This is a genomic window from Pseudalkalibacillus sp. Hm43 (assembly GCF_054170705.1).
Genome location: NZ_CM135129.1, coordinates 2,880,268 through 2,905,851, shown reverse-complemented (window position 1 = coordinate 2,905,851; position 25,584 = coordinate 2,880,268). Strand labels below are relative to the sequence as shown.

Annotated in this window: 25 protein-coding genes; 5 read left to right on the top strand and 20 right to left on the bottom strand. The window is 45.1% G+C overall.

From position 1 onward, the window contains the following. Positions 1-7: 7 nt before the first annotated feature. The 4 genes from ACXQIQ_RS15155 to ACXQIQ_RS15140 form a co-directional block, all read right to left on the bottom strand. A complete protein-coding gene (locus tag ACXQIQ_RS15155) occupies positions 8-985 on the bottom strand; it encodes a glycosyltransferase (protein ID WP_439301531.1) in 978 nt (325 codons plus the stop codon). Positions 986-1,118: 133 nt separating this feature from the next. Then, positions 1,119-2,315 carry a hypothetical protein gene (locus ACXQIQ_RS15150; protein ID WP_439301532.1) on the bottom strand — a complete coding sequence of 399 codons (1,197 nt, stop codon included), beginning with the start codon at positions 2,313-2,315 and terminating at the stop codon, positions 1,119-1,121. Positions 2,316-2,330: 15 nt separating this feature from the next. Further along, complete coding sequence (locus ACXQIQ_RS15145; RefSeq protein ID WP_439301533.1) at positions 2,331-2,495, bottom strand: DUF4083 family protein; 165 nt, start codon at positions 2,493-2,495, stop codon at positions 2,331-2,333. A 102-nt stretch (positions 2,496-2,597) separates the two neighbouring features. Then, complete coding sequence (locus tag ACXQIQ_RS15140; RefSeq protein WP_439302011.1) at positions 2,598-4,064, bottom strand: S41 family peptidase; 1,467 nt, start codon at positions 4,062-4,064, stop codon at positions 2,598-2,600. Between the two features lie 358 nt (positions 4,065-4,422). On the opposite strand from ACXQIQ_RS15140, the gene ACXQIQ_RS15135 reads away from it, so the two are divergent. The 5 genes from ACXQIQ_RS15135 to ACXQIQ_RS15115 all read left to right on the top strand — a co-directional run bounded on the left by ACXQIQ_RS15135 (position 4,423) and on the right by ACXQIQ_RS15115 (position 10,095). Further along, on the top strand, positions 4,423-6,057 hold the full coding sequence (locus ACXQIQ_RS15135) for a peptide ABC transporter substrate-binding protein (RefSeq protein WP_439301534.1): 1,635 nt from the start codon (positions 4,423-4,425) through the stop codon (positions 6,055-6,057). Between the two features lie 181 nt (positions 6,058-6,238). Next, positions 6,239-7,138 carry an ABC transporter permease gene (locus ACXQIQ_RS15130; protein ID WP_439302012.1) on the top strand — a complete coding sequence of 300 codons (900 nt, stop codon included), beginning with the start codon at positions 6,239-6,241 and terminating at the stop codon, positions 7,136-7,138. A gap of 26 nt (positions 7,139-7,164) precedes the next feature. Further along, complete coding sequence (locus tag ACXQIQ_RS15125) at positions 7,165-8,082, top strand: ABC transporter permease (protein ID WP_439302013.1); 918 nt, start codon at positions 7,165-7,167, stop codon at positions 8,080-8,082. 20 nt (positions 8,083-8,102) lie between these two features. Beyond that, positions 8,103-9,167 carry an ABC transporter ATP-binding protein gene (locus tag ACXQIQ_RS15120; RefSeq protein ID WP_439301535.1) on the top strand — a complete coding sequence of 355 codons (1,065 nt, stop codon included), beginning with the start codon at positions 8,103-8,105 and terminating at the stop codon, positions 9,165-9,167. Beyond that, positions 9,154-10,095 (top strand): ABC transporter ATP-binding protein, encoded by a 942-nt coding sequence (locus ACXQIQ_RS15115; protein WP_439301536.1) that lies wholly within the window; start codon positions 9,154-9,156, stop codon positions 10,093-10,095. The genes ACXQIQ_RS15120 and ACXQIQ_RS15115 overlap by 14 nt, the downstream gene beginning before the upstream one ends. A gap of 42 nt (positions 10,096-10,137) precedes the next feature. On the opposite strand, the gene ACXQIQ_RS15110 is transcribed toward ACXQIQ_RS15115, so the two are convergent. The 16 genes from ACXQIQ_RS15110 to ACXQIQ_RS15035 all read right to left on the bottom strand — a co-directional run bounded on the left by ACXQIQ_RS15110 (position 10,138) and on the right by ACXQIQ_RS15035 (position 25,582). Continuing rightward, a complete protein-coding gene (locus ACXQIQ_RS15110; protein ID WP_439301537.1) occupies positions 10,138-11,358 on the bottom strand; it encodes a murein hydrolase activator EnvC family protein in 1,221 nt (406 codons plus the stop codon). A 98-nt stretch (positions 11,359-11,456) separates the two neighbouring features. Then, a complete protein-coding gene (gene ftsX / locus ACXQIQ_RS15105) occupies positions 11,457-12,353 on the bottom strand; it encodes a permease-like cell division protein FtsX (protein WP_439301538.1) in 897 nt (298 codons plus the stop codon). Beyond that, positions 12,319-13,029: a cell division ATP-binding protein FtsE gene (gene ftsE / locus ACXQIQ_RS15100; protein WP_439301539.1), complete on the bottom strand. Its 711-nt coding sequence runs from the start codon at positions 13,027-13,029 to the stop codon at positions 12,319-12,321. The genes ftsX and ftsE overlap by 35 nt, the downstream gene beginning before the upstream one ends. 536 nt (positions 13,030-13,565) lie before the next feature. Continuing rightward, complete coding sequence (locus ACXQIQ_RS15095) at positions 13,566-14,309, bottom strand: DUF4166 domain-containing protein (protein ID WP_439301540.1); 744 nt, start codon at positions 14,307-14,309, stop codon at positions 13,566-13,568. After that, on the bottom strand, positions 14,267-14,656 hold the full coding sequence (locus ACXQIQ_RS15090) for a thiol-disulfide oxidoreductase DCC family protein (RefSeq protein ID WP_439301541.1): 390 nt from the start codon (positions 14,654-14,656) through the stop codon (positions 14,267-14,269). Before ACXQIQ_RS15090 ends, ACXQIQ_RS15095 begins: the two co-directional genes overlap by 43 nt. Positions 14,657-14,735: 79 nt before the next feature. After that, the gene (locus ACXQIQ_RS15085) at positions 14,736-15,371 is read right to left on the bottom strand and encodes a collagen-like triple helix repeat-containing protein (RefSeq protein WP_439301542.1); all 636 of its coding nucleotides are present in this window, start codon (positions 15,369-15,371) and stop codon (positions 14,736-14,738) included. 126 nt (positions 15,372-15,497) lie between these two features. Continuing rightward, positions 15,498-16,355, bottom strand: coding sequence for a YitT family protein (locus ACXQIQ_RS15080; protein WP_439302014.1), 858 nt, complete (start codon positions 16,353-16,355; stop codon positions 15,498-15,500). Positions 16,356-16,635: 280 nt separating this feature from the next. Beyond that, positions 16,636-17,737, bottom strand: a protein-coding gene (gene prfB, locus ACXQIQ_RS15075; RefSeq protein ID WP_439301543.1) for a peptide chain release factor 2 whose coding sequence is annotated in 2 segments (ribosomal slippage) — positions 16,636-17,664 and positions 17,666-17,737 — 1,101 coding nt in all. Because the reading frame shifts where the segments join, the coding sequence is not laid out codon by codon here. A gap of 208 nt (positions 17,738-17,945) precedes the next feature. Beyond that, complete coding sequence (secA, locus tag ACXQIQ_RS15070; RefSeq protein WP_439301544.1) at positions 17,946-20,453, bottom strand: preprotein translocase subunit SecA; 2,508 nt, start codon at positions 20,451-20,453, stop codon at positions 17,946-17,948. Between the two features lie 193 nt (positions 20,454-20,646). Further along, a complete protein-coding gene (gene hpf / locus ACXQIQ_RS15065; protein ID WP_439301545.1) occupies positions 20,647-21,222 on the bottom strand; it encodes a ribosome hibernation-promoting factor, HPF/YfiA family in 576 nt (191 codons plus the stop codon). 535 nt (positions 21,223-21,757) lie between these two features. After that, the gene (cspD, locus tag ACXQIQ_RS15060; RefSeq protein ID WP_236336607.1) at positions 21,758-21,955 is read right to left on the bottom strand and encodes a cold-shock protein CspD; all 198 of its coding nucleotides are present in this window, start codon (positions 21,953-21,955) and stop codon (positions 21,758-21,760) included. Between the two features lie 158 nt (positions 21,956-22,113). Further along, complete coding sequence (pcp, locus tag ACXQIQ_RS15055) at positions 22,114-22,716, bottom strand: pyroglutamyl-peptidase I (RefSeq protein WP_439301546.1); 603 nt, start codon at positions 22,714-22,716, stop codon at positions 22,114-22,116. 85 nt (positions 22,717-22,801) lie between these two features. Continuing rightward, entirely contained in the window at positions 22,802-23,188 is a 387-nt protein-coding gene (locus ACXQIQ_RS15050) for a hypothetical protein (RefSeq protein WP_439301547.1), read from the bottom strand. Between the two features lie 9 nt (positions 23,189-23,197). Then, entirely contained in the window at positions 23,198-23,548 is a 351-nt protein-coding gene (locus tag ACXQIQ_RS15045) for a hypothetical protein (RefSeq protein WP_439301548.1), read from the bottom strand. After that, a complete protein-coding gene (fliS, locus tag ACXQIQ_RS15040; protein WP_439301549.1) occupies positions 23,549-23,947 on the bottom strand; it encodes a flagellar export chaperone FliS in 399 nt (132 codons plus the stop codon). It abuts the gene before it with no gap. A gap of 33 nt (positions 23,948-23,980) precedes the next feature. Then, positions 23,981-25,582, bottom strand: a complete 1,602-nt coding sequence (locus tag ACXQIQ_RS15035) for a flagellar hook-associated protein 2 (protein WP_439301550.1) — start codon at positions 25,580-25,582, stop codon at positions 23,981-23,983. Positions 25,583-25,584 lie beyond the last annotated feature (2 nt).

The following is a 25,584-nucleotide window of genomic DNA, read 5'->3' as shown; positions in this document are numbered from 1 at the left end:
GGCTGAGTCATAGCTGCGTCCAAATTTTGAACAGATTATCGTTAAGTGTCCACCCCATTGTTAACAACCTCTGATACAATTCCTTGAAGTTGTTCGTATCTAAAAATACAACTGCATCAGCCTGACCTTTATTAACATCGAGTTGTTCAGGATTACTGACAACCTGTATCACATTTAAATCATTCATTACTGACACATGTTCCATAAACAGATCACTAACCGGCTCTAAAGCAACAAGAATAAAACTTGGCTCTTCTACACCTTTACTCACAAGTTGATTTTTAATATGATGAGTGATCAGTCTCCATATTTCAATATAGGTCGAATGGTTATCTTGATGACTGACAGAATCACTATGAACACGATATTGATATAAGTACTGAGGTAGCTTGTGAGCTTTTGTTTTTTCTAGCATGCGCAGCCATAAACCGTAATCCTGACATATTCGATAATCTTCGTTGTACCCTCCAACATCGTCAAAGAGCTTTTTGGAATACATGGTGGAGCCGTGGCAAAAAGGACATCCCCAAAAACGGTTCTCCATGATTTCCTGATGTTCACGATACACATTAAACCCTGACTCCATCTTTATTAATTCCATCACTGGTAATTCTCCATGATTACAAATGCATTTGACGAATGTACCGAGGAGCCCTACCTCTGGGAAGCGCTTAAGATAATTGACTTGCTCTTGTATTCTCGACGGCATACTCATATCGTCTGCGTCCTGGATCGCAATCCATTCCCCGTTTGCATGACTGATTGCGAGATTTAAACAAACCGGTGTCCCTCGATTCGTTTTTTGATGAAAAACGCGTACGCGTGGGTCCTTTATTGATTCGAGGTAGTCTCTGGTGTGATCCGTCGAGGCATCATTTACAATGATGAATTCTAGATTTTTATACGATTGATTCAGAATACTATCGACTGCATCTTTCAGATATTCCCCACCGTTATATACCGCCATTACCACACTTACGAGCATTCTCTCACCTCTTGGTTCGGATTGACTTACAATAATCCTATTCTGTCCTCACACACTTTGGAACTTATGGAAATACTCGTTCGAATAAAACATAAAAAAACCGCCCTACTGGACGGTTTAGAACAATTCAATATTAACCTACAACTTTTCTACGTTTCGCTTTTTCAGGTTGGGCGAAAAGCAATCCAAGTTCGTGATGCTCATTTTCATATAGAGAGCGTTGCACGAAGCGGACATCGTTATTCGCATTCAGCACCTCCATTTTACAAAACTGGGCATTGCTCTGGACCGCTCCATAGAAGTCTTCCACTCGCTCCATCTTGCGACCATTCACCTTCACGATCCGCTCCCCGATTGAAACGTTCATTTTAGATGCTGGAGAACCTGGGATGATACCAAGCACGCGCAGACCTTCGTTCAAGGCACTGAAATAAGGGGCACGCTCCACCTCCAGCTTACGATAAAAGAGAATCAGCGCGTTTCGGCCAACGAATGCGAGCGCAACGACCCCAAAAGCGAACTGCTCCAACTCGAACCAGACCAATGTTATCGCTCCGACCAGCAAAATCACCCCGAGCCACATGAACCGTAACCCGATGTTTTTCACGACAGGCTCTGGCATGGACTGGGATACGACGTGGTGGAAGCCAATCGCAAACGGCACTAACACGACGCCAACGCTTGCTTCACCAAGCTGCAGCAATGGAAACCAGCTGTTCGACGCAATCGCGCCACCTGGAACGAGCACGAACAACGGCACGAGCCAGATGCGGCTGATGACATGCGCGCCGATGCCTTTTCCTCTTTTACCACGCAAAAGAATCGGTGAAGTGTTTTGTGCACCTACGGACATCAATAAAATGCCTTCCGCCACAACGAGAGCCGCCACTAGCAAGGCAATCATACCGAGCGAAGCCCCTTGTAAATCAGCAAGCCAGCCATCAATCAGTGTGACACCAGTTGTGAATTCCGGTAAATAAGCTGCTGCCAAAAAGGTCAGCAACCCGGCGAACACCGGATGAAATAAGTTTTTCCGTAAAGTAAGTCCTAATAGTATGTAAAACGCCGACATGACCGCAATGACCCCGAACGGCAAAAGCAGTCCTGCAAATACACTCAATAAGCAAAAGATGAGTCCGATTAAAAGTCCCGGGAAGATCCCTTTCACAAAGTCATCCATCGCGTCGTATACACGGATGTGAAAATCACTCCGTTCACGCTTGACCCGGACGACTGCATGAAACCCGATCAACAGTAAAATTACATAAAAAAGCGGGTTGAGAAAGAACCATCCCATTCCTTTAAAGATGTCCCAAACGATTTCTTGCATAAGTCTTCCCCCAGACTATTCTTTCTGTTTTTCTTCCAAAAGTCGATCAAGCTTATTATTCAGCTCACGCATTTGTTTTTGTTTGACGATCATATATTTCACCACGAAAACAATACCGGCAATTGTACCGATCAATACTATAAAAGCGAACAGCTGATACAATAGATCTCCAATGTTCATTAATGCTCCTCCTAAACCATTCGTTCCGGAAACAAAAATAAAATCCGTAGAAGGGTCATCTTCTACGGATATATTCGACAGATGCATGGTTCATCCTGCTTATTACTTATTGAAAAGGACTTCAACTGCTGTTTTCAGCTGTTGGTCGTTTTTGCCGCTATCAATCTTTTCAAGCAGTTTTTGCTCCATCAAGGACGCTGTTTCTTCATTTACTTTACCCGTTGCCGACAAGCCGTTCGCATTTTGGAATGCGCGGACTGCTGTTTCGGTCTTTTCATCAAAGTATCCGTCGTCACGTCCCGGGTTGAAACCAAGTCCTTTCAAAATCGTCTGGACGTTCTTCACCTGTTCTCCGTTCATATCAAAAGTAAGCTCTTTATCTTCAAGAGAGATCGGATTTGCACGATAGAAGTCTGGCTGCTGAACTTCGACGGTCGGCTTGACGCCTTTCTTATGGATCCAGTTGCCGTCTGGTGTCAGCCATTTGTACATCGTCAGCTTGATGTTGCTTCCATCATCCATTTCAACCGCTTGCTGGACGGTCCCTTTTCCGAAGGATTTCTCACCGACAACCTCGTATCCGCCCGCTTCTTTTAACGCAGCCGCTAAGATTTCAGATGCCGACGCACTTCCACGGTCGATCAAGGCCACGATCGGATAGTCCTTCTTACTCTTCAGTTCAGAGAAGAAGCGCTGCTTGTCGCCTGCTCTCGACTCGATTTGGACGATCGGCTCTTCATTCGTGATGAACAGCTTGGAAATATCCTGGACGGCATTCAGGAAACCACCTGGGTTACCACGCACATCGATGACGAGGCCATCCATTCCTTTTTTCTCTAAAGCCTTCAGCTGCTTTTCAAAGTCCGCAGCCGTATCTTCTGAGAATGACGTGATTTTCAAGTGACCCACTTTCTTTCCGTTTTCTTCAATGACCTCCGAGTAGACTGTTTCGATCGGAATTTCATCGCGCTTCACTTCAACCGTCAGTGGGTTGGTGACGCCTGCCCGTTTCACTTCGAGCTTGACGGTCGTTCCTTTTTTACCACGAATCTTCAAGACTGCTTCGTAAAGATCCAGACCTTTCGTACTCTCTCCGTCAATGGAGATGATCTGGTCGTGCGGCTTCAAGCCTGCCTGTTCGGCTGGGGAATCCTCGAACGGCGCCACGATCGTCACGAAACCGTCCATCATTGTCACTTCCGCTCCAATCCCCTCGAAAGAAGACTCGAGCGTGTCGTTGAATTGCTTGGCGGTCTCTTGATCCATATAGACGGAATACGGATCGTCGAGCGTGTTCACCATCCCCTGGATAGCGCCCTCCAACAGCTTTTGCTTATCCACGTCTTCTACATATTTGTCCAGAATGAGTTCATAGGTTTGTTCGATTTTATCAAACTCTTCTTCGGTCGCCGAACTTCCGACATTCAGGTTCGTTCCGTTTTCCTTCGCCTTTTCCAGTAACGAAGGCGTGCGGTCGTCATCCGAAAACAGTGTCATGCCGGCGTATGTACCACCTGCTCCGACTGCTAACGAACCGGCAGCGATCAACGCAACCACTTTTCCTTTCAAATCCATCTCTATCACCTCATCGTGTTTGCAGGAAAAGGCATCACACCTCCAAGATGCGATGCCTTCTCACATGAGTAAGGTCCCCCTTAAGTCCGTGCCGCTCGCTTACTCACTATACTATATGAACAGCTTGTTTACTTTATGAGTCATGATCATCCATTGAAAATTCACACTATATTTGCTCCTTTTAGCTTACTACAGAAAGACTGCTGAAACAACAATTCACCCTTCATTTCCTCCAGTTTTTATCCAATTGAAATAGTACCGCTTCCGTAAAATCAAACACTTTTTCATGCATATTTACAGACCGGTGAGAGAGATACTAAACCGAAATGAAAGAGAATATGGAGGTAATGACGTGCTGAACCAATTAAAAAATCACAAGAAACATATTTTCGTTGCTTTTAGTTTCGTACTCGCTTTCACGCTTCTGATTGCTGCTTGTGCACCAGGCGGCGGTGATGGCGGTGGAGCTGGCGGAGAACAGAAAATCCGCGTAAATATCAACACAGAACCATTTTCATTGAATCCTGGTCTAGCGAATGACACGACTTCAGGTGGTGTTTTGCTGCAAACGTTTGAAGGGTTAACGCGTATCGGTAAAGATGGCGAGCCTGAAAACGCGATGGCTGAAGAAATTGAGAAGTCTGAGGACTTGAAGAAGTACACATTCACGATCCGTGATGCAACATGGTCTAACGGGGACAAAGTGACTGCTCAGGACTTCGAGTACGCTTGGAAATGGGCGCTCGATCCTAAGAATGAAGCGCAATACGCTTATCAATTGTACTATTTGAAAAATGGTGAGTCTGCGAATATGGGTAAAGCGTCTGTCGATGAAGTCGGTGTAAAAGCCGTAGATGAGAAGACGTTAGAGGTAACGCTTGAGAATCCGACACCTTATTTCTTAGAGCTGACTGCATTCTACACATACTTCCCAGTCAACAGTAAGATTGCGAAGGAAAATCCAAACTGGTACACAGATGCTGGTGACAACTACACGTCTAACGGACCTTTTGTGATGACGACTTGGGAGCACAACGACAAGATCATTTTAGAGAAAAACAAAGATTACTGGGATAACGAGGTTGTGAACCTTGAACAGATCGAGATGATCATGGTCAACGATCCGAATACAGAGCTTAGCATGTTTGATAACGGTGAGCTCGACTGGGCTGGATCTCCGATGGGGACGTTGCCGACTGAAGCAATTCCGTCTCTGAAAAAGGAAGACCGTTTGAACATTGAACCGATTGCCGGAACGTACTGGTACAAGTTCAACACTGAGAAAAAACCGTTCAACAACGTAAACATCCGTAAAGCCTTTGCGTATTCAATCAACCGTGATGCTATCGTCAACAACATCACGAAAGGTGGACAAATCCCTGGAATGGCAGCTGTCCCTCCTACCATGATCGAAGAAAATGAAAAAGGCTACTTCGAAGACAACAACGTGTCTGAAGCGAAGAAACTGCTTGAAAAAGGATTGAAAGAAGAAGGCTATGGCAGTGTGACAGACTTACCGCCAATCACGCTTTCATATAACACATCCGAATCGCATGCAAAAGTAGCACAAGCGATCCAGGACATGTGGAAGAAGAACCTTGGTATCGACGTGAAGCTCAGTAACGCGGAATGGAAAGTGTACATTGACAAGCTGCACGGCGGAGATTATCAAATCGGTCGTATGGGATGGCTTGGAGATTACAACGACCCAATCAACTTCCTTGAGCTTTATAAAGAAAAAGGCGGAAACAACGATACACGCTGGCACAATGAAGAGTTCGCTTCATTGCTAGAGCAATCCGCAACTGAAACTGATGAAAAAGCTCGTCTGAAATTGTTGAAGCAAGCAGAAGAAATCCTCATGGATGATATGCCAATTGCACCGATCTACTTCTACACAAACACATGGGTGCAAAATGAAAACCTGCAAGATGTCGTCCTATCCGGACTCGGAGACGCCCAATTCAAATGGGCCTCGATGAAGTAACCAAAAATACTGCCGTACCAGGTACTGATTTAAACCCCTTGCTGCACAAGGGTTTGTAAATAGTGCCAGGCACCGTTCAGGAACCCTTGCGCCATAAGGGTTCCGAATCGGTGCCTGGCACCTCCATAAAATTAAGGAGGTGGTTCCGTTGTTCATTTACATTTTGAAACGCCTTTTTTTCATGATTATCTCACTTCTCGTCATCGTGACAGCGACATTCGGCTTGATGCGGGCAGCACCTGGTGGTCCGTTTACCGGTGAAAAAGAACTGCCGCCTGCCATCCAAGCGAACTTGAATGCGTTCTACGGTCTCGATCAACCTTGGTATAAACAATATTTCGACTACCTCGTATCCATCGCACAATGGGATTTCGGTCCATCGTTCACCTATAAAGGACAGACCGTAAACGACCTGATCAACAACGGTTTTCCGGTCTCTTTTTATCTCGGAATGGAAGCGATTCTTGTCGCCGTTGCAGTCGGAATCCTTCTCGGTACGATCGCTGCATTGAAACATAATGAATGGCAGGACTACGGAGCAATGATTGTTGCCGTACTCGGCATCTCGGTCCCTTCCTTCATCATCGCCTCGGTGTTCCAATACTTTTTAGCGATGCAGCTCGGACTTTTCCCCGTCGCACGTTGGGATTCGTTCATGCATTCCGTTTTACCTGCACTTGCACTCGCTACGACACCGATGGCTTTCATCGCCCGGCTCACCCGTTCAAGCATGCTCGAAGTGCTCAGTAACGATTACATCCGGACGGCAAAATCGAAAGGTCTCAGCAAAAACGTCATCATCTGGCGTCATACGATCCGGAACGCGTTGCTCCCGGTCGTTTCCTACATGGGACCGCTCATCTCCGCGATCCTCACCGGAAGCTTCATCATTGAGAAAATCTTCGGTGTACCAGGTCTCGGTATGCACTTCGTCACAAGCATCACGAATCGGGATTACACGACCATCATGGGTGTAACCGTATTTTTCAGTATCTTATTACTCGTATCCATTCTCCTTGTCGATATCGCATACGGATTGATTGACCCTCGTATCCAAATCGCCGGGAAGAAAGGAGACTAACGTTTATGTCTAAACAACATATGAACATGGATGATATACCGATTGAATCTCTCGAACTCGTTGATGTAAGGGCAGATGACGCAGAAAAAATCACCCGTCCAAGCCTCTCCTTCTGGAAAGATGTATGGATGCGTTTCCGGAAGAACAAGCTTGCCCTTTCAGGAGTCGTGTTGCTGGCCCTTTTATTGTTCATGGCCATCTTCGGTCCGATGATGACCCCATACAACTACTATGAAAACAATCTGGAAGCCGTTAACGAAGCACCCAGTGCAGAGCATTGGTTCGGAACCGACAATCTCGGCCGTGACATGTTCACCCGTGTTTGGGAAGGCGCTCGTATCTCCCTTTTCATCGGGTTCTCAGCTGCAGTCATCGACTTATTCATCGGTGTCATCTGGGGTGGTATCGCCGGGTTCAGAGGTGGTCGGGTAGATGAAATCATGATGCGGGCAGCCGACATCTTATGGGCTGTTCCTTACTTACTACTCGTCATCCTCCTGATGGTCGTCTTGGAACCAGGACTGACGACGATGATCATCGCGATGACCATCACCGGTTGGATCAACATGGCCCGTATCGTCCGCGGTCAGGTTTTACAATTGAAAAACCAGGAATTCGTGCTCGCTTCCCAAACGTTAGGGGCGAAAACGACCCGGGTGATGAACAAACATCTCATCCCGAACACGATGGGACCGATCCTTATTACGATGACTCTTACAATACCGAATGCGATTTTCACAGAGGCATTCTTAAGCTACTTAGGTCTCGGAGTACCCGCACCGCTTGCGAGTTGGGGAACGATGGCGAGTGAGGGTCTCCCGGCCATGCGCTACTTCCCATGGAGACTTTTCTTCCCTGCGACGTTCATCAGTTTGACGATTTTCGCCTTCAACGTCATCGGTGACGGATTACGAGACGCCTTGGATCCGAAACTACGAAAATAATGCTGAAAGGAGTGAAATCCGTGGACAAAGTTTTAGAAGTGAAAGATTTAGAAGTCTCCTTTTTTACCCATGCTGGTGAGGTAAAAGCTGTACGGGGTGTGAATTTCGAGGTCCGTAAAGGAGAAACGCTCGCCATCGTCGGCGAATCCGGATCCGGTAAAAGTGTCACCACACAATCGATCATGAAACTGATTCCGATGCCACCCGGTAAATTTGTCGGAGGCTCGATCCTCTTTGAAGGTGAAGATCTTGTCCATAAGTCCGACCGCCAAATGGAATCAATCCGTGGAAAAGATATCGGCATGATCTTTCAGGATCCCATGACCTCCCTCAATCCGACGATGAAAGTCGGTCGTCAGATCATCGAAGGATTGATGAAGCACGAAAAGATCTCTCAATCTGATGCGAAAAAACGAGCGATTGAGCTGCTCGATCGGGTCGGGATCCCGATGCCGGATAAACGTGCGAACCAATATCCGCACGAATTCTCAGGTGGAATGCGACAACGGGCCATGATTGCGATTGCACTCGCGACAAAGCCGAAGCTCCTTATTGCAGACGAACCGACGACTGCTCTCGACGTTACGATCCAAGCACAGATCCTGGAGCTGATGAATGAACTACAAGAAGAATTTGGCACATCCATCATATTCATCACGCATGACCTCGGAGTCGTTGCCAACGTCGCAGACCGCGTCGCTGTCATGTACGCCGGACAGATCGTGGAAACCGGCACAGTAGACGAAATCTTTTACAATCCGAAGCATCCGTACACTTGGGGACTGCTCTCCTCCATGCCTGACCTGACGAACGAAGAGGAAGAACTGACTGCGATACCAGGGTCTCCTCCTGACCTCGTCAATCCGCCAAAAGGAGATGCCTTTGCCCTCCGAAGCGCGTATGCGATGAAAATTGATTTCGAATACGAGCCACCGATGTTCCAAGTATCCGATACACATTTTGCAAAAACGTGGCTTCTTCATAAAGATGCACCGAAAGTAGAGCCACCGCCAGTCGTCCAGAAACGGATTCAATACTTCCGAGAAAAGAAACTAGGAAAAGGTGAACCGAATGGCAGCCGATAGAGAAAAGATCGTACAAGTGAAAAACCTGTCCAAGCATTTCAATACCGGCCGTGGGAACATTGTGAAAGCCGTCGATCAAGTCAGCTTCGACATCTATAAAGGTGAGACATTCGGGCTCGTCGGTGAATCTGGATCCGGAAAGTCAACGACAGGTCGCACCATCATCCGGCTTTACGAAGCATCCGGTGGAGAGGTCATTTTTAACGGAGAAAATGTACACGGAAAGAAAAATACGAAAGATATGCTCAAGTTCAACCGGAAGATGCAGATGATTTTCCAGGATCCGTACGCATCCCTTAACCCACGTATGACGGTAGCGGACATCATCGCAGAAGGCATCGACATCCATAAGCTTGCGAAGAATAAATCGGAACGTATGGAAAAAGTGTATGACCTGCTCGTCACAGTAGGATTGAACCGAGAGCATGCGAACCGTTATCCACATGAATTCAGTGGTGGTCAGCGACAAAGAATCGGTATTGCACGAGCCTTAGCGGTCGATCCGGAATTCATCATCGCGGACGAACCGATTTCCGCACTCGATGTGTCGATCCAGGCGCAAGTCGTCAATCTGATGAGAAAGCTGCAAAAAGAAAAAGGGCTCACTTATCTGTTCATCGCCCATGACCTTTCCATGGTCAAATACATCAGCGACCGAATCGGCGTCATGTACAACGGTCGTCTCGTGGAACTGGCTGAAAGTGACGAGCTATACCGCAATCCGATGCACCCATATACGCAATCACTTTTGACCGCAATCCCGCGTCCAGACCCGGATTACGAACGAGACCGAAAACGAACGCACTATGACCCGAAAAAGTCGAACCCCCATGATGAAGACGTGGAGTTCCGTGAAGTCAAACCAGGTCATTGGGTCGCATTTACGGAAGAACAGTACAACAAGTTCGTGCAAAGAAATGGCCAATAAAAAACAACCTCCAATTTCGGAGGTTGTTTTTATATCCTTATTTTAGAAGAATTGTCTCGGGTTGATTGCGTTTGACTTGCTTGAGTTCCATTGTCCTCTATGGATTTCAAAGTGCAAGTGCTGTCCAGTCGATCTTCCTGTATTCCCCATAATCCCAATTTGCTGTCCTTTTTCTACAGATGCGCCATTACCAACGTGACGATCTCTTAGGTGAGCGTAAACCGATGTGTATGTTTGTCCATTGAGATAGTGGGCAATAAAGACAACATTACCATAACTGCTTGAGTAGTAAGACTTGATGACCGTTCCTGCAGCTGATGCTACGACCGGAACAGTTCCACCACGTGCGATGTCGATACCAGCGTGCATGCTTCCCCAACGTGGACCGAATCCAGAAGTGAATGCTCCTGCCGACGGTTTCATGAACATTCCGCCTGTTACAGCTGGTGCAGAAGCTGAGCTACCACCACTGTTCGATTGAGCTGCACGACGTGCTGCTTCTTCTTGACGACGCTTTTCTGCTTCAAATGCAGCTTGCTGTTTCGCAAGCAGGTCACCTTCGTCTTCAATCTTAGCAAGTTCATCATGCATATGCTTTTCTTCTTCTTTCAAGTCACCAAGCAATGCATTTTTTCGTTCTACTTTTTGGTTCAAGCTTACTTTCAAGCTTTCCAATTCTTTCATTTGTGTGTTCAATGTTTCAAGCTCTTTTTCGACTTTCGCTTTCGCTTCTTCTAGTGCGATTTTATCGGCTTTATGCGCTTCTAGAATCTCTTTATCCTGCTCAGCGATCTGGTTCAATGCGAAGACACGATCCAGGAAGTCACCGAAGCTGCTTGAGCCAAGCAATACTTCTATGTACTGGACGGATCCACCGTTTTCATACATAGCTTTGACACGGTCCTTCAACATTTTGTCTCGTTCAGCGATACGCTTTTCAATGACAACGATTTCGGCTTTCAAACGCTCAATATCTTCTTTTGTCTTTTTGATTTCTTTTTCTTTCTTGTCGATTTGGTTTTCTGTTTCAGAGACCTGTTGGTCGAGTTTCTTGATTTCAGCATTTAGAAGTTCTTGGTCATGCTTGATCTTTTCAATTTCGGATTTCACTTTGTCTTGTTCTGATTTATTCGCTTCTCGTTTTTCTTTTACATCATTGATTTTGTCTTTTAGTGATTCAGCTGAAACATCGTTGTTGACCCCCGGAAAACTTCCAAGTATAAGGCCAAGTGATGCAACGGCTACGATTATTTTCTTTTTCAACCCTACATCCCCCATTCGGTTCTTCTTTTTTAATATGTAGGTCCAGAAAGCCAAGGCGGGCTTTGCTGGACATTTCTCTTAATCGATCAATTTACCTATTAAACTTTCAGGAACTTGCGGACAGATGTCAAGCTGCCCCAAACACCGATGAATGCTCCAATAACGACGAGCAATCCGGCTAGCTGGAACATGAGTGGATAAACCGGTAAAAGCTGAATGAAAACCGTCTTCAGATTCATGCTTACCGCTTCATACACGAATTGATAGCCGAGAATCAACAATCCAATCGGAACGAGCGATCCCAATATCCCCAAGAGTAATCCTTCCACAAAGAAAGGTCCTCGGATGAAGGAGTTTGTCGCTCCTACCAATTTCATTATTTCAATCTCTTTACCTCTCGTCACAATCGTGATCTTGATTGTATTGGCAATCAAGAACATTGCTGTGAAGAGGAGACCTACAATCAAGATGAGCCCGATATTACGAGCAGCATCGGTAACTTTAAACAGTTTCTCGACCGTGCCTTTTCCATATTCGACCTTCGTTACACTCTGCATGCCCTCAATCTTCTCAGCGACAACTGGCGTATCTTGAGGTTTTTCCGTTTTCACGGAGAATGCATCCGGAAGAGGATTTTCACTTTTCAGTGATTCGAAGACTTTTCCTTCATCACCTAAACTATTGATTAGATCTTTCAGCCCTTCATCCTTCGGTACGAATTGGACATTGCTTACGCGATCGATACTGCTGAGATTTTCTTCAATTTGTGCGTACTTATCTTCCTTTATCGTCTTGTCCAGGTATACTCTGATTTCAACATCATCTTCAATCTGTGAAGCGACCGAGTTGATGTTCAGGAGTAGTACAAGGAATACTCCGACGAGTAAAAGTGTAACCGTTACGGCACTGACAGATGCGAAAGACATCCATCCGTTACGTCCAAGGTTCTTGAATCCTTCTTTAATATGACGAGATTGGGTCCGTATGATCCTCATACCCGTAGACACCTCTCTTCTCGTCACGTACGATTCGTCCACCTTCAATGGCGATAACACGCTTCTTAATTGTGTTTACAATCTCTTTATTGTGGGTAGCCATAACTACAGTGGTTCCACGATTCGAGATTTCTTCGAAAACTTCCATAATGCCCCATGCTGTTTCCGGATCCAAGTTACCGGTAGGCTCGTCCGCAATCACGACGGCCGGCTTATTGACGATGGAGCGGGCAATGGAAACACGCTGCTGCTCTCCTCCGGAAAGTTCATCTGGAAGAAACCGCGCTTTGTTCTTGAGACCTACGAGCTCAAGTGTTTCCATGACTTGTCTCCTTACGACTTTCGGAGACTCCTCGATAACCTCGAGAGCAAACGCGACATTTTCATAGACAGATAGTTTCGATAACAGTTTAAAGTCCTGGAAGACTACCCCAATTTGGCGTCTCAAGTAAGGAATATGACGTTCCTTCACTTTCGTTAAACTCTTGCCATTTATAATAATATTGCCTTTCGTCGGCTTTTCCTGACGGTACATACATTTAATGAATGTTGATTTCCCCGCACCACTCGGACCGACTACATAGACAAAGTCACCCTTTTCAATATGGACGTCTATCCCGTTCAGTGCCATTACACCATTTGGGTAAGTTTTCCATACATCGATCATTTCGATCAAACTTCATCACACCCTATGTAGTTTCTTTTGCTGTCAAATCTTAGTAGTGTTTTTTCTATCTCTAATCTGTTTATCTATTTCAAAGTATTCTAGTATAAATAGTTAGCATTGAATTGCACAATTAATTATAACATCTCGTTTCGTCAAAAAAACCCAAAATCATATTACATTTCTGTTTCAAAATATGACGAAGCGAGTAATGGACTGAGATTTGGCACTAAATATTATTCGACAAACTTTTTGCTTTGTTGTACCTTTCTACAATACTTCATAAAATCCTGCAAAGAAATAGTCAAGAAGTACAAAATTTTCTATTAACGGTAAACAGATCTTACTATAGTGGTATTGATACTGTTGGTAAAATAAGTATGGGTAGGATGTCACTGGAAGAGGTCAACCGCTACTTTCGATTCACTGTTTATATCGGAAGCGAGTTCATTTTAGTTTAGTAGCGATTTTTCGACACAGATTTCTGGTCGTTGTGGTCGTGAACCATTGGAATGTTATCGTAGGAAATGAAAGCAAGGGAAAAACACTTATCCTTTAGCATCATATTTTTTAGGATAAGCGTATTGGGGAATATCTGGGGACCGGAACGGAACCTTTTCCATCTCAAAGGTCCCTCGATAACGGAACACTGTCCCCAGGACAGCATTGTTGACGGTGATATCCACCTTATAATGATCAGCCGTGTCATCATACTCTTCATGGACGATCCCTTTTACCATGAGGCCAGATGGCACCGAAAGGCGTTTGTTCCCTACATAAAAGTACTGCTTGGACGTACTTAGGATGAGGCCGCCTGACTCGGTCACTTTCAGATCGATTCCGACTGGCGTTGCTTGGACGTTTCCCAGATAGTCCATGATTTCATTGAATCGGTTGCTGTACACCATCGTGGAGTCGAAGCGACGATCCACTTTATCAAAATGAAAGGTACGAATCCAGGACAGCGTCTCACGATCTATCGGATCTTTGAAAGCGTAGATCTCCAGATCAAATGGAATGTCTCTCCCTCTTTCCGGAAAAATGAGATGGCGGTCGGTACCGAATTTTTTTACGGGCTTCACAACCCATGATGGTCCGGAAATCTCCTCCATCACGCCTTTGCAGAAAATCGCCTCCTGATCTTCCGTAGAGATGTTGAACTTCTCCTGAATTTTAGGGTGAAGCTTATTGAAATCCGATCCTAACGCGTTTTCGTAAAAAGATGGCATCTCCACTTGTCCTCTCTCTTTTATAGAAATCGACTCTTCATATCCGGTGTCGGTATCATACATTCTTCCCTTTTTCCGAACCACTTGTAACGGTTTCGAGCAATAAATGTATAGATGGCATCTCTGAGCGGCTTTGGAATGATGAGTAAGGTTGTCGCTAGTTTCCATGGTCCTTTCAAGCGACGGCATACTCGCAAAGCTGCGCTCGAGTGTTGATACGCCTTGCCGTTCCGAATAAGCACGAACGATTCCAACGTGTTCGGTAGATTGTGCTTTTGAACGTAACAATGTCCGATTTCACTTTGCAGAGGTGCGAATTTGTAATGACCGGACGGGTCCCGCTTGATGATGAATTGAACCGCCCCGTTGCACATATTGCACTCCCCATCAAACAACAGAATGTCACTCATATTAGCCACCCCTTTCTCTACCTTTATTATATCACCTAAAAGTGGGCATTAAAAAAACCCTAGCTTTCATAGCCAAGGTTTAAAATATACGACCAGTTTCAAAATGAGTGAAACGGTTCCCTATAATCGTTGTCACGCTACGGCTGGATGACTGGAGCTGGATTTGAATGGTTTCTCCAGCATTCAAACGGATAATGGTACATCCTTGAACTTTATCTGTCGTTCCTGGGTTGGAAACAGCAAGATCCAAGTCTGTTACAGCCGCTCCGCTATTGCTGGTGAGGATCAATCGAACATTCGTCGGTGCTTGTCCTCCACCTGTAGCCACTGTATATTCTACACTGGAACACACCGAGTAAGTCGCGGTTTGTGGTGCAGTATACGTGGAAGTTGCAGGATTATATCCATTGCTCATATCAAAAACTTCTGTTTCAAATGTGATCGTTGTTGGTGTATTCGTACCAGGTACGATTTGCGCTACTGAATCAAATGCTCGAAAGGCAATTTCTGTTGGAGTAGGTCCCGGTGGCCCTTGCTCCCCTTGTGGACCCTGAGGACCTGGATCACCTTGTGGCCCCTGAGATCCTTGTTCACCTTGAGGTCCTGGAGGTCCTTCTGGCCCAGGTGGTCCGGGTGGTCCTTCACCCTTTTGTATGATTACACAACACCCATTACCGGGTGTACACCCATAGCAATTACAATGCTTTCTTTTCATATCTACACATCCTAATAATCTCGTAATGGTGTATTATATGACAAGCCTAATCACGAATCGTAAGCATTCACCTATATACAGTAAAAATTAGGCTAAATAAAAAGCTCCCGAAATGGGAGCTTTCCTTTATTGACTGAATCCTTCACCTAAAACTTCGTGGGCATTGACGATGATGACAAAGGCGTTTGGATCCACTTTTTTCACGTGTTGTTTCAATCGGGTCACTTCAAATTGTTCCACGACACACATAAGCATCGGACGCTCGTGATCGGTGAATCCACCTGTCGCTTTAATGCGCGTCACACCACGGTCGATTTCTTTGAAGATTTCATCCCGCACTTCGTCCTCATGCTGCGTAATGATGTACGCCATCTTAGAATAACCGAGTCCCATCTGTACAACGTCGATCGTTTTTGCCGTCAAGAACATACCGATCATCGCATAGAGCGCTTGTTCAATAGAGAAAACGAACGCCGAAGCCGTTACGATTGCACCATCGATGGATAGAACGCAAAGACCTAGGGAGATTCCTGTATATTTGTGGACGATTTGAGCCGCTAGGTCGATTCCACCCGTTGAAGCTTTTCCGCGGAACACGATCCCGAGTCCTAAACCGACCCCGAGACCTCCGAACAATGCCCCTAGCAAAGGATCGTTCGTAACCGGTTCTGCCCCCTCCGATAAGAAGACGACGAATGGTAAAAACAGCGTTCCGATCAGCGTTTTCACCCCGAAGTTTTTCCCAAGGATGACCACGCCTGCTATGAACAATGGAATATTCAACGACCACTGGACGATCGAAGGCATCCATCCAAATAAATTTTTCAAAATCAAACTGATCCCGACAACACCGCCTGAAGCGATATTGTTCGGTGCTAGAAACAAGTTGAATGCTAACGCGACAAAAGCGGAACCGATCAAAACGAATAGATAATCGAGTGCCGTCAGAACTTTAGGATTTACTTTATTGCGTCGAACTGCCATCATCATGTCGTACCACTCACTTTATGTAAAAGGAAATTTTGGTAGTGTTATAACCTTAAAAAGTATATCACTACCTCGTGATTAAGTAAATTTTCCGATTATTAGCACTAGTTTGTCTATAAAGTCAAGTGGCACAAGGGATGAGAGTTTTGTTTCAGAGTGTGTTCGACATCTTTTACGAATCGTCAATCAAACGTTTGATTGGCACTGCATCATCACTGTAAAACTGCGGCAAAAACAACGGGGACAACGTTTTTCCGCTGTCCCCGGTTTCACACGATTATTTAATTCTAGAACGAAGATAAGCGTCGATGAATGGGTCGATTTCGCCATCCATGACCGCGTTGATGTTTCCGATTTCCACATTCGTACGGTGATCCTTCGCCATACTGTATGGATGGAAAACGTAAGAACGAATCTGGCTTCCCCAGCCGATTTCTTTCTGCTCACCACGGATTTCATTGAGCTCGGCTTGCTGCTCTTCAATCTTCTTCTGATAGAGCTTCGCTTTCAACATCTTCATTGCACGTTCACGGTTTTTGATCTGAGAACGCTCAGTTTGACATGACACAATCGTGTTCGTAGGAACGTGTGTCATACGAACCGCCGAGTCAGTCGTGTTGACGTGCTGACCACCAGCTCCACTAGCACGATACGTGTCCACCTTGATTTCATCCGGCTTCAATTCGATTTCGATATCATCGCTTAACTCAGGCATAACCTCACAAGAAACGAAGGACGTATGACGACGACCAGATGAGTCAAATGGCGAAATTCGCACGAGACGATGAACACCTTTCTCCGCTTTCAAGTATCCATAAGCATTGTGCCCTTTGATTGATAGGGTCACACTCTTCACGCCGGCTTCGTCACCAGGTAAGTAGTCGAGCGTTTCGACCTTGAACCCTTTATTTTCCGCCCAACGCGTATACATTCGTAAAAGCATAGAAGCCCAATCCTGGGACTCTGTTCCACCGGCACCTGGATGGAGCTCAAGAATCGCATTGTTCTTATCATGCGGTTCACTGAGAAGAAGCGTCAGCTCGAAATCTCCCATCTGTTTCGAGAGTTCCTTCAATTCGCCTTCCAGCTCACTTTGTAAGTCCGCGTCTTCCTCTTCTTTTACAAGCTCATAGGAAACTTCAAGGTTTTCAAACGTTTCCTGAAGCTCACGGAATTCGTTGACCACTTCTTTCAAACCATTCACTTCGCCGATGACCGTTTGCGCCGTATCCTGGTTATCCCAAAAATCCGGCTCTGTCATCTGTTGTTCCAATTCAGCAATACGAGCCTCTTTATGATCTAAGTCAAAGAGACCCCCTAAAATCTTCTATTCGCTTCTGCATCGCAGATAACTCTTGCTTAATCTCCACTAATTCCATAATCGTACTCCTCCTTGTTTAGGAAGTACCAGGCACTGATTCGCAACCGTTGATACAGCAGCGATTAGAATCAGTGCCTGACACCATTTCAAAACCGTTGGTATGACTGACTTCCTCGAGCGTACCTGGCACCGTAGGAAGAAAGTCACGTTAAAGTGAAAAGAAAACTTGGCAGGGCCAAGCCTTCTTTAAGGTAAATCACTATACGTTACGCACCGTGACAGTGCTTATATTTCTTTCCGCTTCCGCAAGGACATGGTTCATTTCGCCCCACATCACTTTGCCTACGGACTGGCTTTTTCTTTTGTTGTTCTTGCGCTTTCGGATCGACCGCTTTTCCTTCGGCGACTTTTTCACGCTGCAGGTTCTGCTCCACTTGCGCCTTCATGACGTAAGTCGCAACTTCCTCTTCAATCGCTTCAACCATCGCTTCAAACATTTGGAATCCTTCGAACTGATACTCACGCAACGGATCATTCTGACCATAGGCACGCAAGTGAATACCTTGACGAAGCTGATCCATCGCATCGATGTGATCCATCCATTTACGGTCGACAGAGCGAAGCACGATGACTTTTTCAAATTCACGCATTTGTTCCCGCTCAAGCTTAGACTCTTTACGGTCGTACTCTTCCTTCACTTTTGCCATGAACACATCGATGATCTCTTCGCGCTCTTTACCTTTGATGTCCTTGACCGTCACTTCCCCTTCATGCAAGAACGTCGCGTTAGCATAATCGAGGATTGCTTGAAGGTCCCAATCTTCCTGAACCTCTTCTTCCGGTGTGTGCGCTTCAACAATGCGCTCGACCGTCGACTTGATCATGCGCTCGACGATTTCACGAAGGTTATCTGACTCAAGCACTTCAGCACGTTGCGCATAAATGATTTCACGCTGTTGACGCATAACATCATCGTATTGCAGCAACTGCTTACGAGCGTCATAGTTATGACCTTCCACTCGTTTTTGCGCCGTCTCAACCGCTTTGGTAACCATTTTACTTTCTAACGGCTGGTCTTCTTCCATACCAAGGCGGTCCATCATCGCACGCATGTTATCTGAAGCGAATCGACGCATCAATTCGTCTTCCATTGAAATATAAAATTGAGAGGAACCTGGGTCCCCTTGACGTCCGGAACGTCCACGGAGCTGGTTATCGATACGACGGGATTCGTGACGCTCAGTACCGACGATATGAAGACCACCAAGATCCAGAACACCTTCACCAAGCTTGATGTCCGTACCACGACCAGCCATGTTTGTTGCAATCGTAACGGCACCTTTTTGACCGGCATCTTCGATGATCTGTGCCTCACGACCGTGGTTCTTCGCGTTCAATACGTTATGTGGGACGCCTTTTTTCTTCAGTAAAGTTGCGATCAATTCAGATGTTTCAACTGCAACCGTACCAACAAGAACAGGTTGTCCTTTTCGATGACGCTCAGCCACATCGTTTACAACCGCACGAAACTTCCCTTCTTGCGTCTTATAAATGTGGTCCGGATTATCCAGTCGCGCAATCGGCCTGTTCGTCGGAATGACGATAACATCCATGTTGTAAATGTTACGGAATTCCTCTTCTTCCGTTTTCGCCGTACCGGTCATACCGGCAAGCTTGTTGTACATACGGAAGTAGTTCTGGAATGTGATTGTGGCAAGTGTCATCGACTCACGCTGAATTTGAAGCCCTTCTTTCGCCTCAATCGCCTGGTGAAGTCCATCACTGTAACGACGACCTGCCATCAAACGACCCGTAAATGGATCGACGATGACAACCTCGCCTTCTTGCACGACGTAATCTGTATCACGATGCATAATCACATGCGCCTTCAACGCCTGGTTGATGTGATGGTTGATTGACACGTTGGAAATATCAAACAAGTTCTCTACGTTGAAGAACTTCTCGGCTTTGGACATACCTTCTTCCGTCAGCTGAACGTTCTTCGTTTTGATATCAAACGTGTAATCTTCATCAAGTTTTAACTGATGAATGAATTGGTTTGCAATTCGGTAAAGCTCAGTCGATTTCGCGGAGTTCCCCGAAATGATCAACGGTGTACGTGCTTCGTCAATCAGAATCGAGTCGACCTCATCGACGATCGCATAGTTCAACGGACGCTGAACCATTTCTTCTTTATACAGAACCATGTTGTCACGGAGATAGTCGAACCCAAGCTCATTGTTCGTCGCATACGTAATATCCGCACTGTACGCTTCTTTCTTCTCCTCTTTCGAAAGACCCGTGACGTTCAACCCGACTGTCAAACCAAGATAGTTATACAGTTGGCCCATTTCTTCAGCATCACGCGCAGCCAAGTATTCGTTGACCGTGACGACGTGTACGCCTTTTCCTGTCAGGGCATTCAAATAGACCGGCATAGTGGCGACTAGCGTCTTACCTTCACCGGTTTTCATTTCAGATATATTTCCTTCGTGCAACGAAACCGCACCCATGATCTGAACCGGGTATGGTCGTAGCCCAAGCACACGCGTCGCCGCTTCACGTACGACTGCGAACGCTTCAATTAGAATATCATCTAGCGTCTCGCCGTTTTCCAGACGGGACTTGAATTCTTCTGTCTTCGCCTTCAATTGCTCATGTGACAAAGCTTCCATTTCTGGTCCTAGCGCTTCAACCTCGTCCGCATACTTCTGAAGACGGCCGATTTGACGCTCGTTACCAGTAGGGAAAATCTTCTTTAACATTCCGATCATGAAGTCAGCACCTCTATTTGCAAAATCAATATGATTTTTGAAAATTCTTCTAACTATAGTCCATGCTTTATTTTAACAGTTTGCAAGAGGAAGGACAAGAATTCAAGGGATAACCGCCCCGCAGAAGTGCTTCTTTTTTCCATGTAAAAAGGGCGCGGTCTTATCGACCGCACCCAAGTGCATTTTCATTCGTCTATTCGATGTCCGGAGCAATCAGCCCGTACTTTCCATCCTTACGTTTGTACACGACGTTCGTTTCTCCAGATTCCGCATGTGAGAATACAAAGAAATTGTGTCCTAGCATATCCATTTGCAGGATCGCCTCTTGTGTATCCATCGGTTTCAAATCGAATCGCTTGTTACGCACCACCGGGAATTCTTCCTCATCCTCTTCTTCTTGCACAAGAGTCGTAGTAGCAGGTGCTGCACTTCCGTTACCATTTGCGAAGGCGAACTTAATCGCGCCGCCCTGGCGGAATTTACGATTCACTTTCGTTTTGTGCTTTCGGATTTGTCTTTCCAATTTCTCAACCACTAAGTCAATCGCAGCATACATGTCATCGTGAGACTCCTCAGCTCGTAACAACAGGCCAGGCATCGGAATCGTCACTTCCACCAGCTGCTCATTATTGAACACCTTTAGGTTGATGTAAACATCAGAGTTTGGAGTACCATCAAAATAACGCTCCAGCTTACTTACCTTTTTTTCGGAGTAGTTCCTTAATGCAGGTGTTACCTCAATATTATCTCCACGAATGTTAAAGTTCATGAAAGACTCCTCCTTTCGGTGTTAATATATATTTCGCTATACCCCTTAACAATTCCTTCATAAACATAAAAGAAAATCAAAAATTCTGACAATATTTTTAACTTTCTAGTAAAGTAGTGGAAAACGGGCAAAAACAGCGAAATATATAAGGAAACACGCGGTTTACATGCCGAAGTTCCGGCATGTTACAGAGATTATTCGACAAACTAGTGTCCAAACTGTAGAGGTCTTTCGGAGGATATATGAAGGGATTGTAAATGAGCATAAGGTACGCCGATAGATCAAAATTATGTGTGAATTGGAGCTGGTCTTGTAGGCTTGCGGCGTTATTCTGTCCAATTTCGGAATAATTCTGACCAAATCGGAAGTTATTCTTCCCACTTTCGGATTTATTCTGCCTAACTCCAATTTAATTCTGCCCAATTCCAAATTAATTCTGTACAACTAACCTCAAATGGGCAAAACAAAACCCGCTCCTCTGAACGAGAAGCGGGAGGGCTTGCTATTAATTCAAATTCTCAAAAAGGAATGTGAATTAAAGCTTTGTTACGTTTGATGCTTGAGGTCCACGGTTGCCTTCTACAACTTCAAACTCAACGTCTTGACCTTCTTCAAGAGTTTTGAAGCCTTCAGACTCGATAGCAGAATAGTGTACAAATACGTCGTCTTGACCTTCAACTTCGATGAATCCGAAGCCCTTCTCTGCATTGAACCATTTTACTTTACCTTGCATGTAATTCACATTCCTTTCGTATTGAAAAAATCATGTGGAAATTTCCACAATAAAAGTATACAATGTGACAAGCTTTAGAGTCAACTTTCCAAAAATGATTAGTAAAAAGTTACTAAATGTCAGACAAGCTTAGCTAGGACGCACATACACCAAGGGTATTAATTCACCATTCTAATGCACACTTCAACCGCTTCTTGGATGGTTTTAAGAGGCCAGCAAGAAAGTCTCCCATCTTGTGTCCCAAGTTCAAAAGAAGCAGGAACATGGATGAACCCAGCTGGAAATTCCCCACCTCTTTTTTCCAATTCATGAAGTACGGAATACATGACATTGTTACACAAATATGTCCCCGCTGTATTCGAAATCTCAGCTGGTATTCCCTCTTCTAACAAAGCGTTGACCATCTCCCTAATCGGTAACATTGAAAAATAGGCTGCGGGGCCACCTTCAATTATTGGTTGATCAACAGGTACCCGACCGGAATTGTCCTTCACACCGTCATTCACGTTAATCGCTACACGTTCTGGTGTTATTTTATTACGACCAGCCGCTAAACCCAGGGCAATGACTGCATCTGGCTCTAGTTCATCAACTAAGTTCAATAACTTGGGCGAAGCTTGCTCATAATCTACAGGCAACACATGCCCAATAATCTCAAACGCTCCAATGGTTTTCCCATCCAATTCTTTTACAATCATTTCAGTCGGATTCATCTTATGATCCAAGAACGGCTCAAAGCCGGTAAGCAGTAACTTTTTCATGATTCTCTCCTTTCTATGTAAAAAGGATTCCATCTACAACTCATAATGTCCTGCTCCAAATAAAAAAGCCTGGGTCACACCAGACTTAATGCTGCAAATATGGTTTGAACTCGGACTCAATCAGAACCTTCCATGATAGAAATGCCGGCATCAGCTTCGTTAGAACGATTCGTTTTTTCTCATCCGCATCTTCAAAGTTCTGTTCCAATTCTTTTACAATATCAATGATGGAACTGAACATCCCAATTTCTTGTTCCACGGCCTTTTCCCCATTAAACACATCCAAGATAATCTTGTTCGCTCCCTCAATTTGAGAAAACGCGAGGAATACATCCCCAAGAATTCGGTCTCCGGCCATGACTGCATCCTCTTGGTACCGACCTTCAATATAGTTGAATCCTTCCTCAATCACCTGCAGCAAATCCACATACTGACTGATCACTTCAAATTGCTTTTGTTCCATTTGAATCATATTTAAAACCTACTTCCGTTTATCAAAAAACATACCATCTGCACGATTGGACTGATATGGATTTGAATACTTCGTATTGTTTGTCCGCTTCACTCTGATCTTCATCATTTGTGACTTGATCTGTTTCATCTGTTCGTCGAGATAGGGTTGAATCAGCTTGTTGATTTCCACAAGCTGTTCACCCAGCTCTTTTTCCTCATCTGTATAATCCCCTGACAACCGCTCAATCAGCTTTTGACGATAGTCCATATAGGCATTCAGTTCGTCCAGATAGTCTTCTGGCTCTTCCTCCGGCAGCCCTTTTTGAACATGGTCGTAAAGCTTTTCTGTCTGTTCCAACAATTCCTGTACGTGACTCATTTAAGCTTGGCCACCCATCCCATAGTTTGCCTTACGGTTCTGCTGGATGACTTCCTTCCAAGTATCACGGAATTCCGTCGTCAGCCCTTCCACTTCTTCAATGATTGTCACATCATTTTTCACATTCGCATCGATCAGACGACGATTCATGTAATCGTAAAGCTGCAGCATCTGATTTCCAACTGGGACATCCGTGTTCAAGGTCACCATCAGCTCTTGAATGATTTTCTGAGCCTTCTGCAAGTTGGTGTTTTTATCTTGAACATTTCCTGTTTCAATCGCTGTTTTCGCCTGTTTTAAAAATTTCAAGCAACCATTATATAGCATTAACGTCAATTCACCTGGAGACGCCGTTCCGACAGAATTTTGTTGGTATGTCTGATAAGCATTAAGAGACATGGTAATACAAACAACTCCTTATTTTAATGCGGTTTACATGCCGCCGCCGAATTGATTCATCAAGAACATGGACTGTTGATTCATGCGGCTGATCGCCTTTTCCATCGCCGTAAACTGACTCCAATACCGATCCTCGATGTCGATAAGGCGACGCTCGAAGTCTGTAATTCGAGTATCCAGATCTGATAAGTTCCGGCCGATCGTGAACTGGGCATTCGTTTTCAGCGAGTTCCCTGCTTTCACCTCAACCTTATCCATCGTCTGATCAATCGAGTCACGAAGACGGCGAGCAATTCCCTTTTCACTATTGGTCGCACCATCACTCATGAACAACTGGTAGATAGCATCCGGGTCATCCTGGATAGCAGCACGCAGTTTATCCTCAGTGATGATCAGTTTTCCACGATCTAAATAGTTGGACGAAGTCTTGATTCCAATTTCAGCAAGCTGGTCGTACTTCGTATTTACGTTTGCACCTGTCACTTGAGAGTAAAGGTCGGTCCGCATGCTGTTCAAGCCACCGTTAAGGATCGAATCACTCTTCAGCATTCCGCTGCGAGCCTTCTCTTCCCAAAGCTCCACTTCACGCTCAGAAAGATCTTCCTTCTGTTTATCTGTAAGTGGACGATAATCCCGGAAACGCTCTTCTTTCAACTCGCCATTAATCTTTTCAATCGTCTCATTATACTTATCGACGAACTTAACGATCTTATCAAGAATCGTATCCGTATCCTGTGAAACAGAAATGTTCGCTGAACCTGTTTGATTTAAACTATAGGTGACATCGTTGATGGTGAAATTATTCGTCTTACGGGTTGTGGCAAAACCGTTGTAGGTAAAAGACGCATCTTGTCCAACAGTTTTGATAGCTGCATCACTACCATCCACCACACCATCCCCGTTGGAGTCTCCTAACTCCCTACCAGTTGTTGCATTTGTGAATCCTAGCGAACTGAAAAACTCCGCAGTCTTCGTGTCACCAGATCCATCATCCGTAATACTGAGTTTAGCCCCGCTACCTGTATTTTTCATGGTAAGGACAACTTTGTTAGTTGCTTCATCATAAAAGGCAGAGACACCCAATGAGGTGTGGGAATTGATTTTAGACATCACATCATTGATAGAGTCCGTAGAAGGATCAATATCTAGAGTAATGTCGCTTGCAGCTGATTCACCAGGTTTCATCACACTTAATTTCAATGTGAATGGTGTATCAAACTTGCTCCCATTATTAAACGTAATCGTATCTAAATTATCATCTCCGGAAACGGGTTGCCCGCCATTGTCTGTTACCAGAGTTGCTGAATTATACATTGCCGCCTTTGCAAGATTCGTTACATTAATAGTCGTGTTCGTTGCTGCAGCATTATTCCCAGCCTTAGCTGTTACTGCAGTAGGGTTAGAACTTGAAGTTGATTTGGTCAAATAAGTACTTTGACGAAAAACTCCATCAAAAATGTGCTGATCTAATTCTTTTAACAGCTTGTTCATCTCGCGGTAGTCATCGCGTTTCCATTCAAGAAGCTGCTTATCTTGATTCATCTTGTCTAGTGGCATACGCTCTGCCTTCATTAGATCACTAACTATTTGATCAATGTCCATTCCACTGGCTAGACCACCAATTCGCATGTCCATCT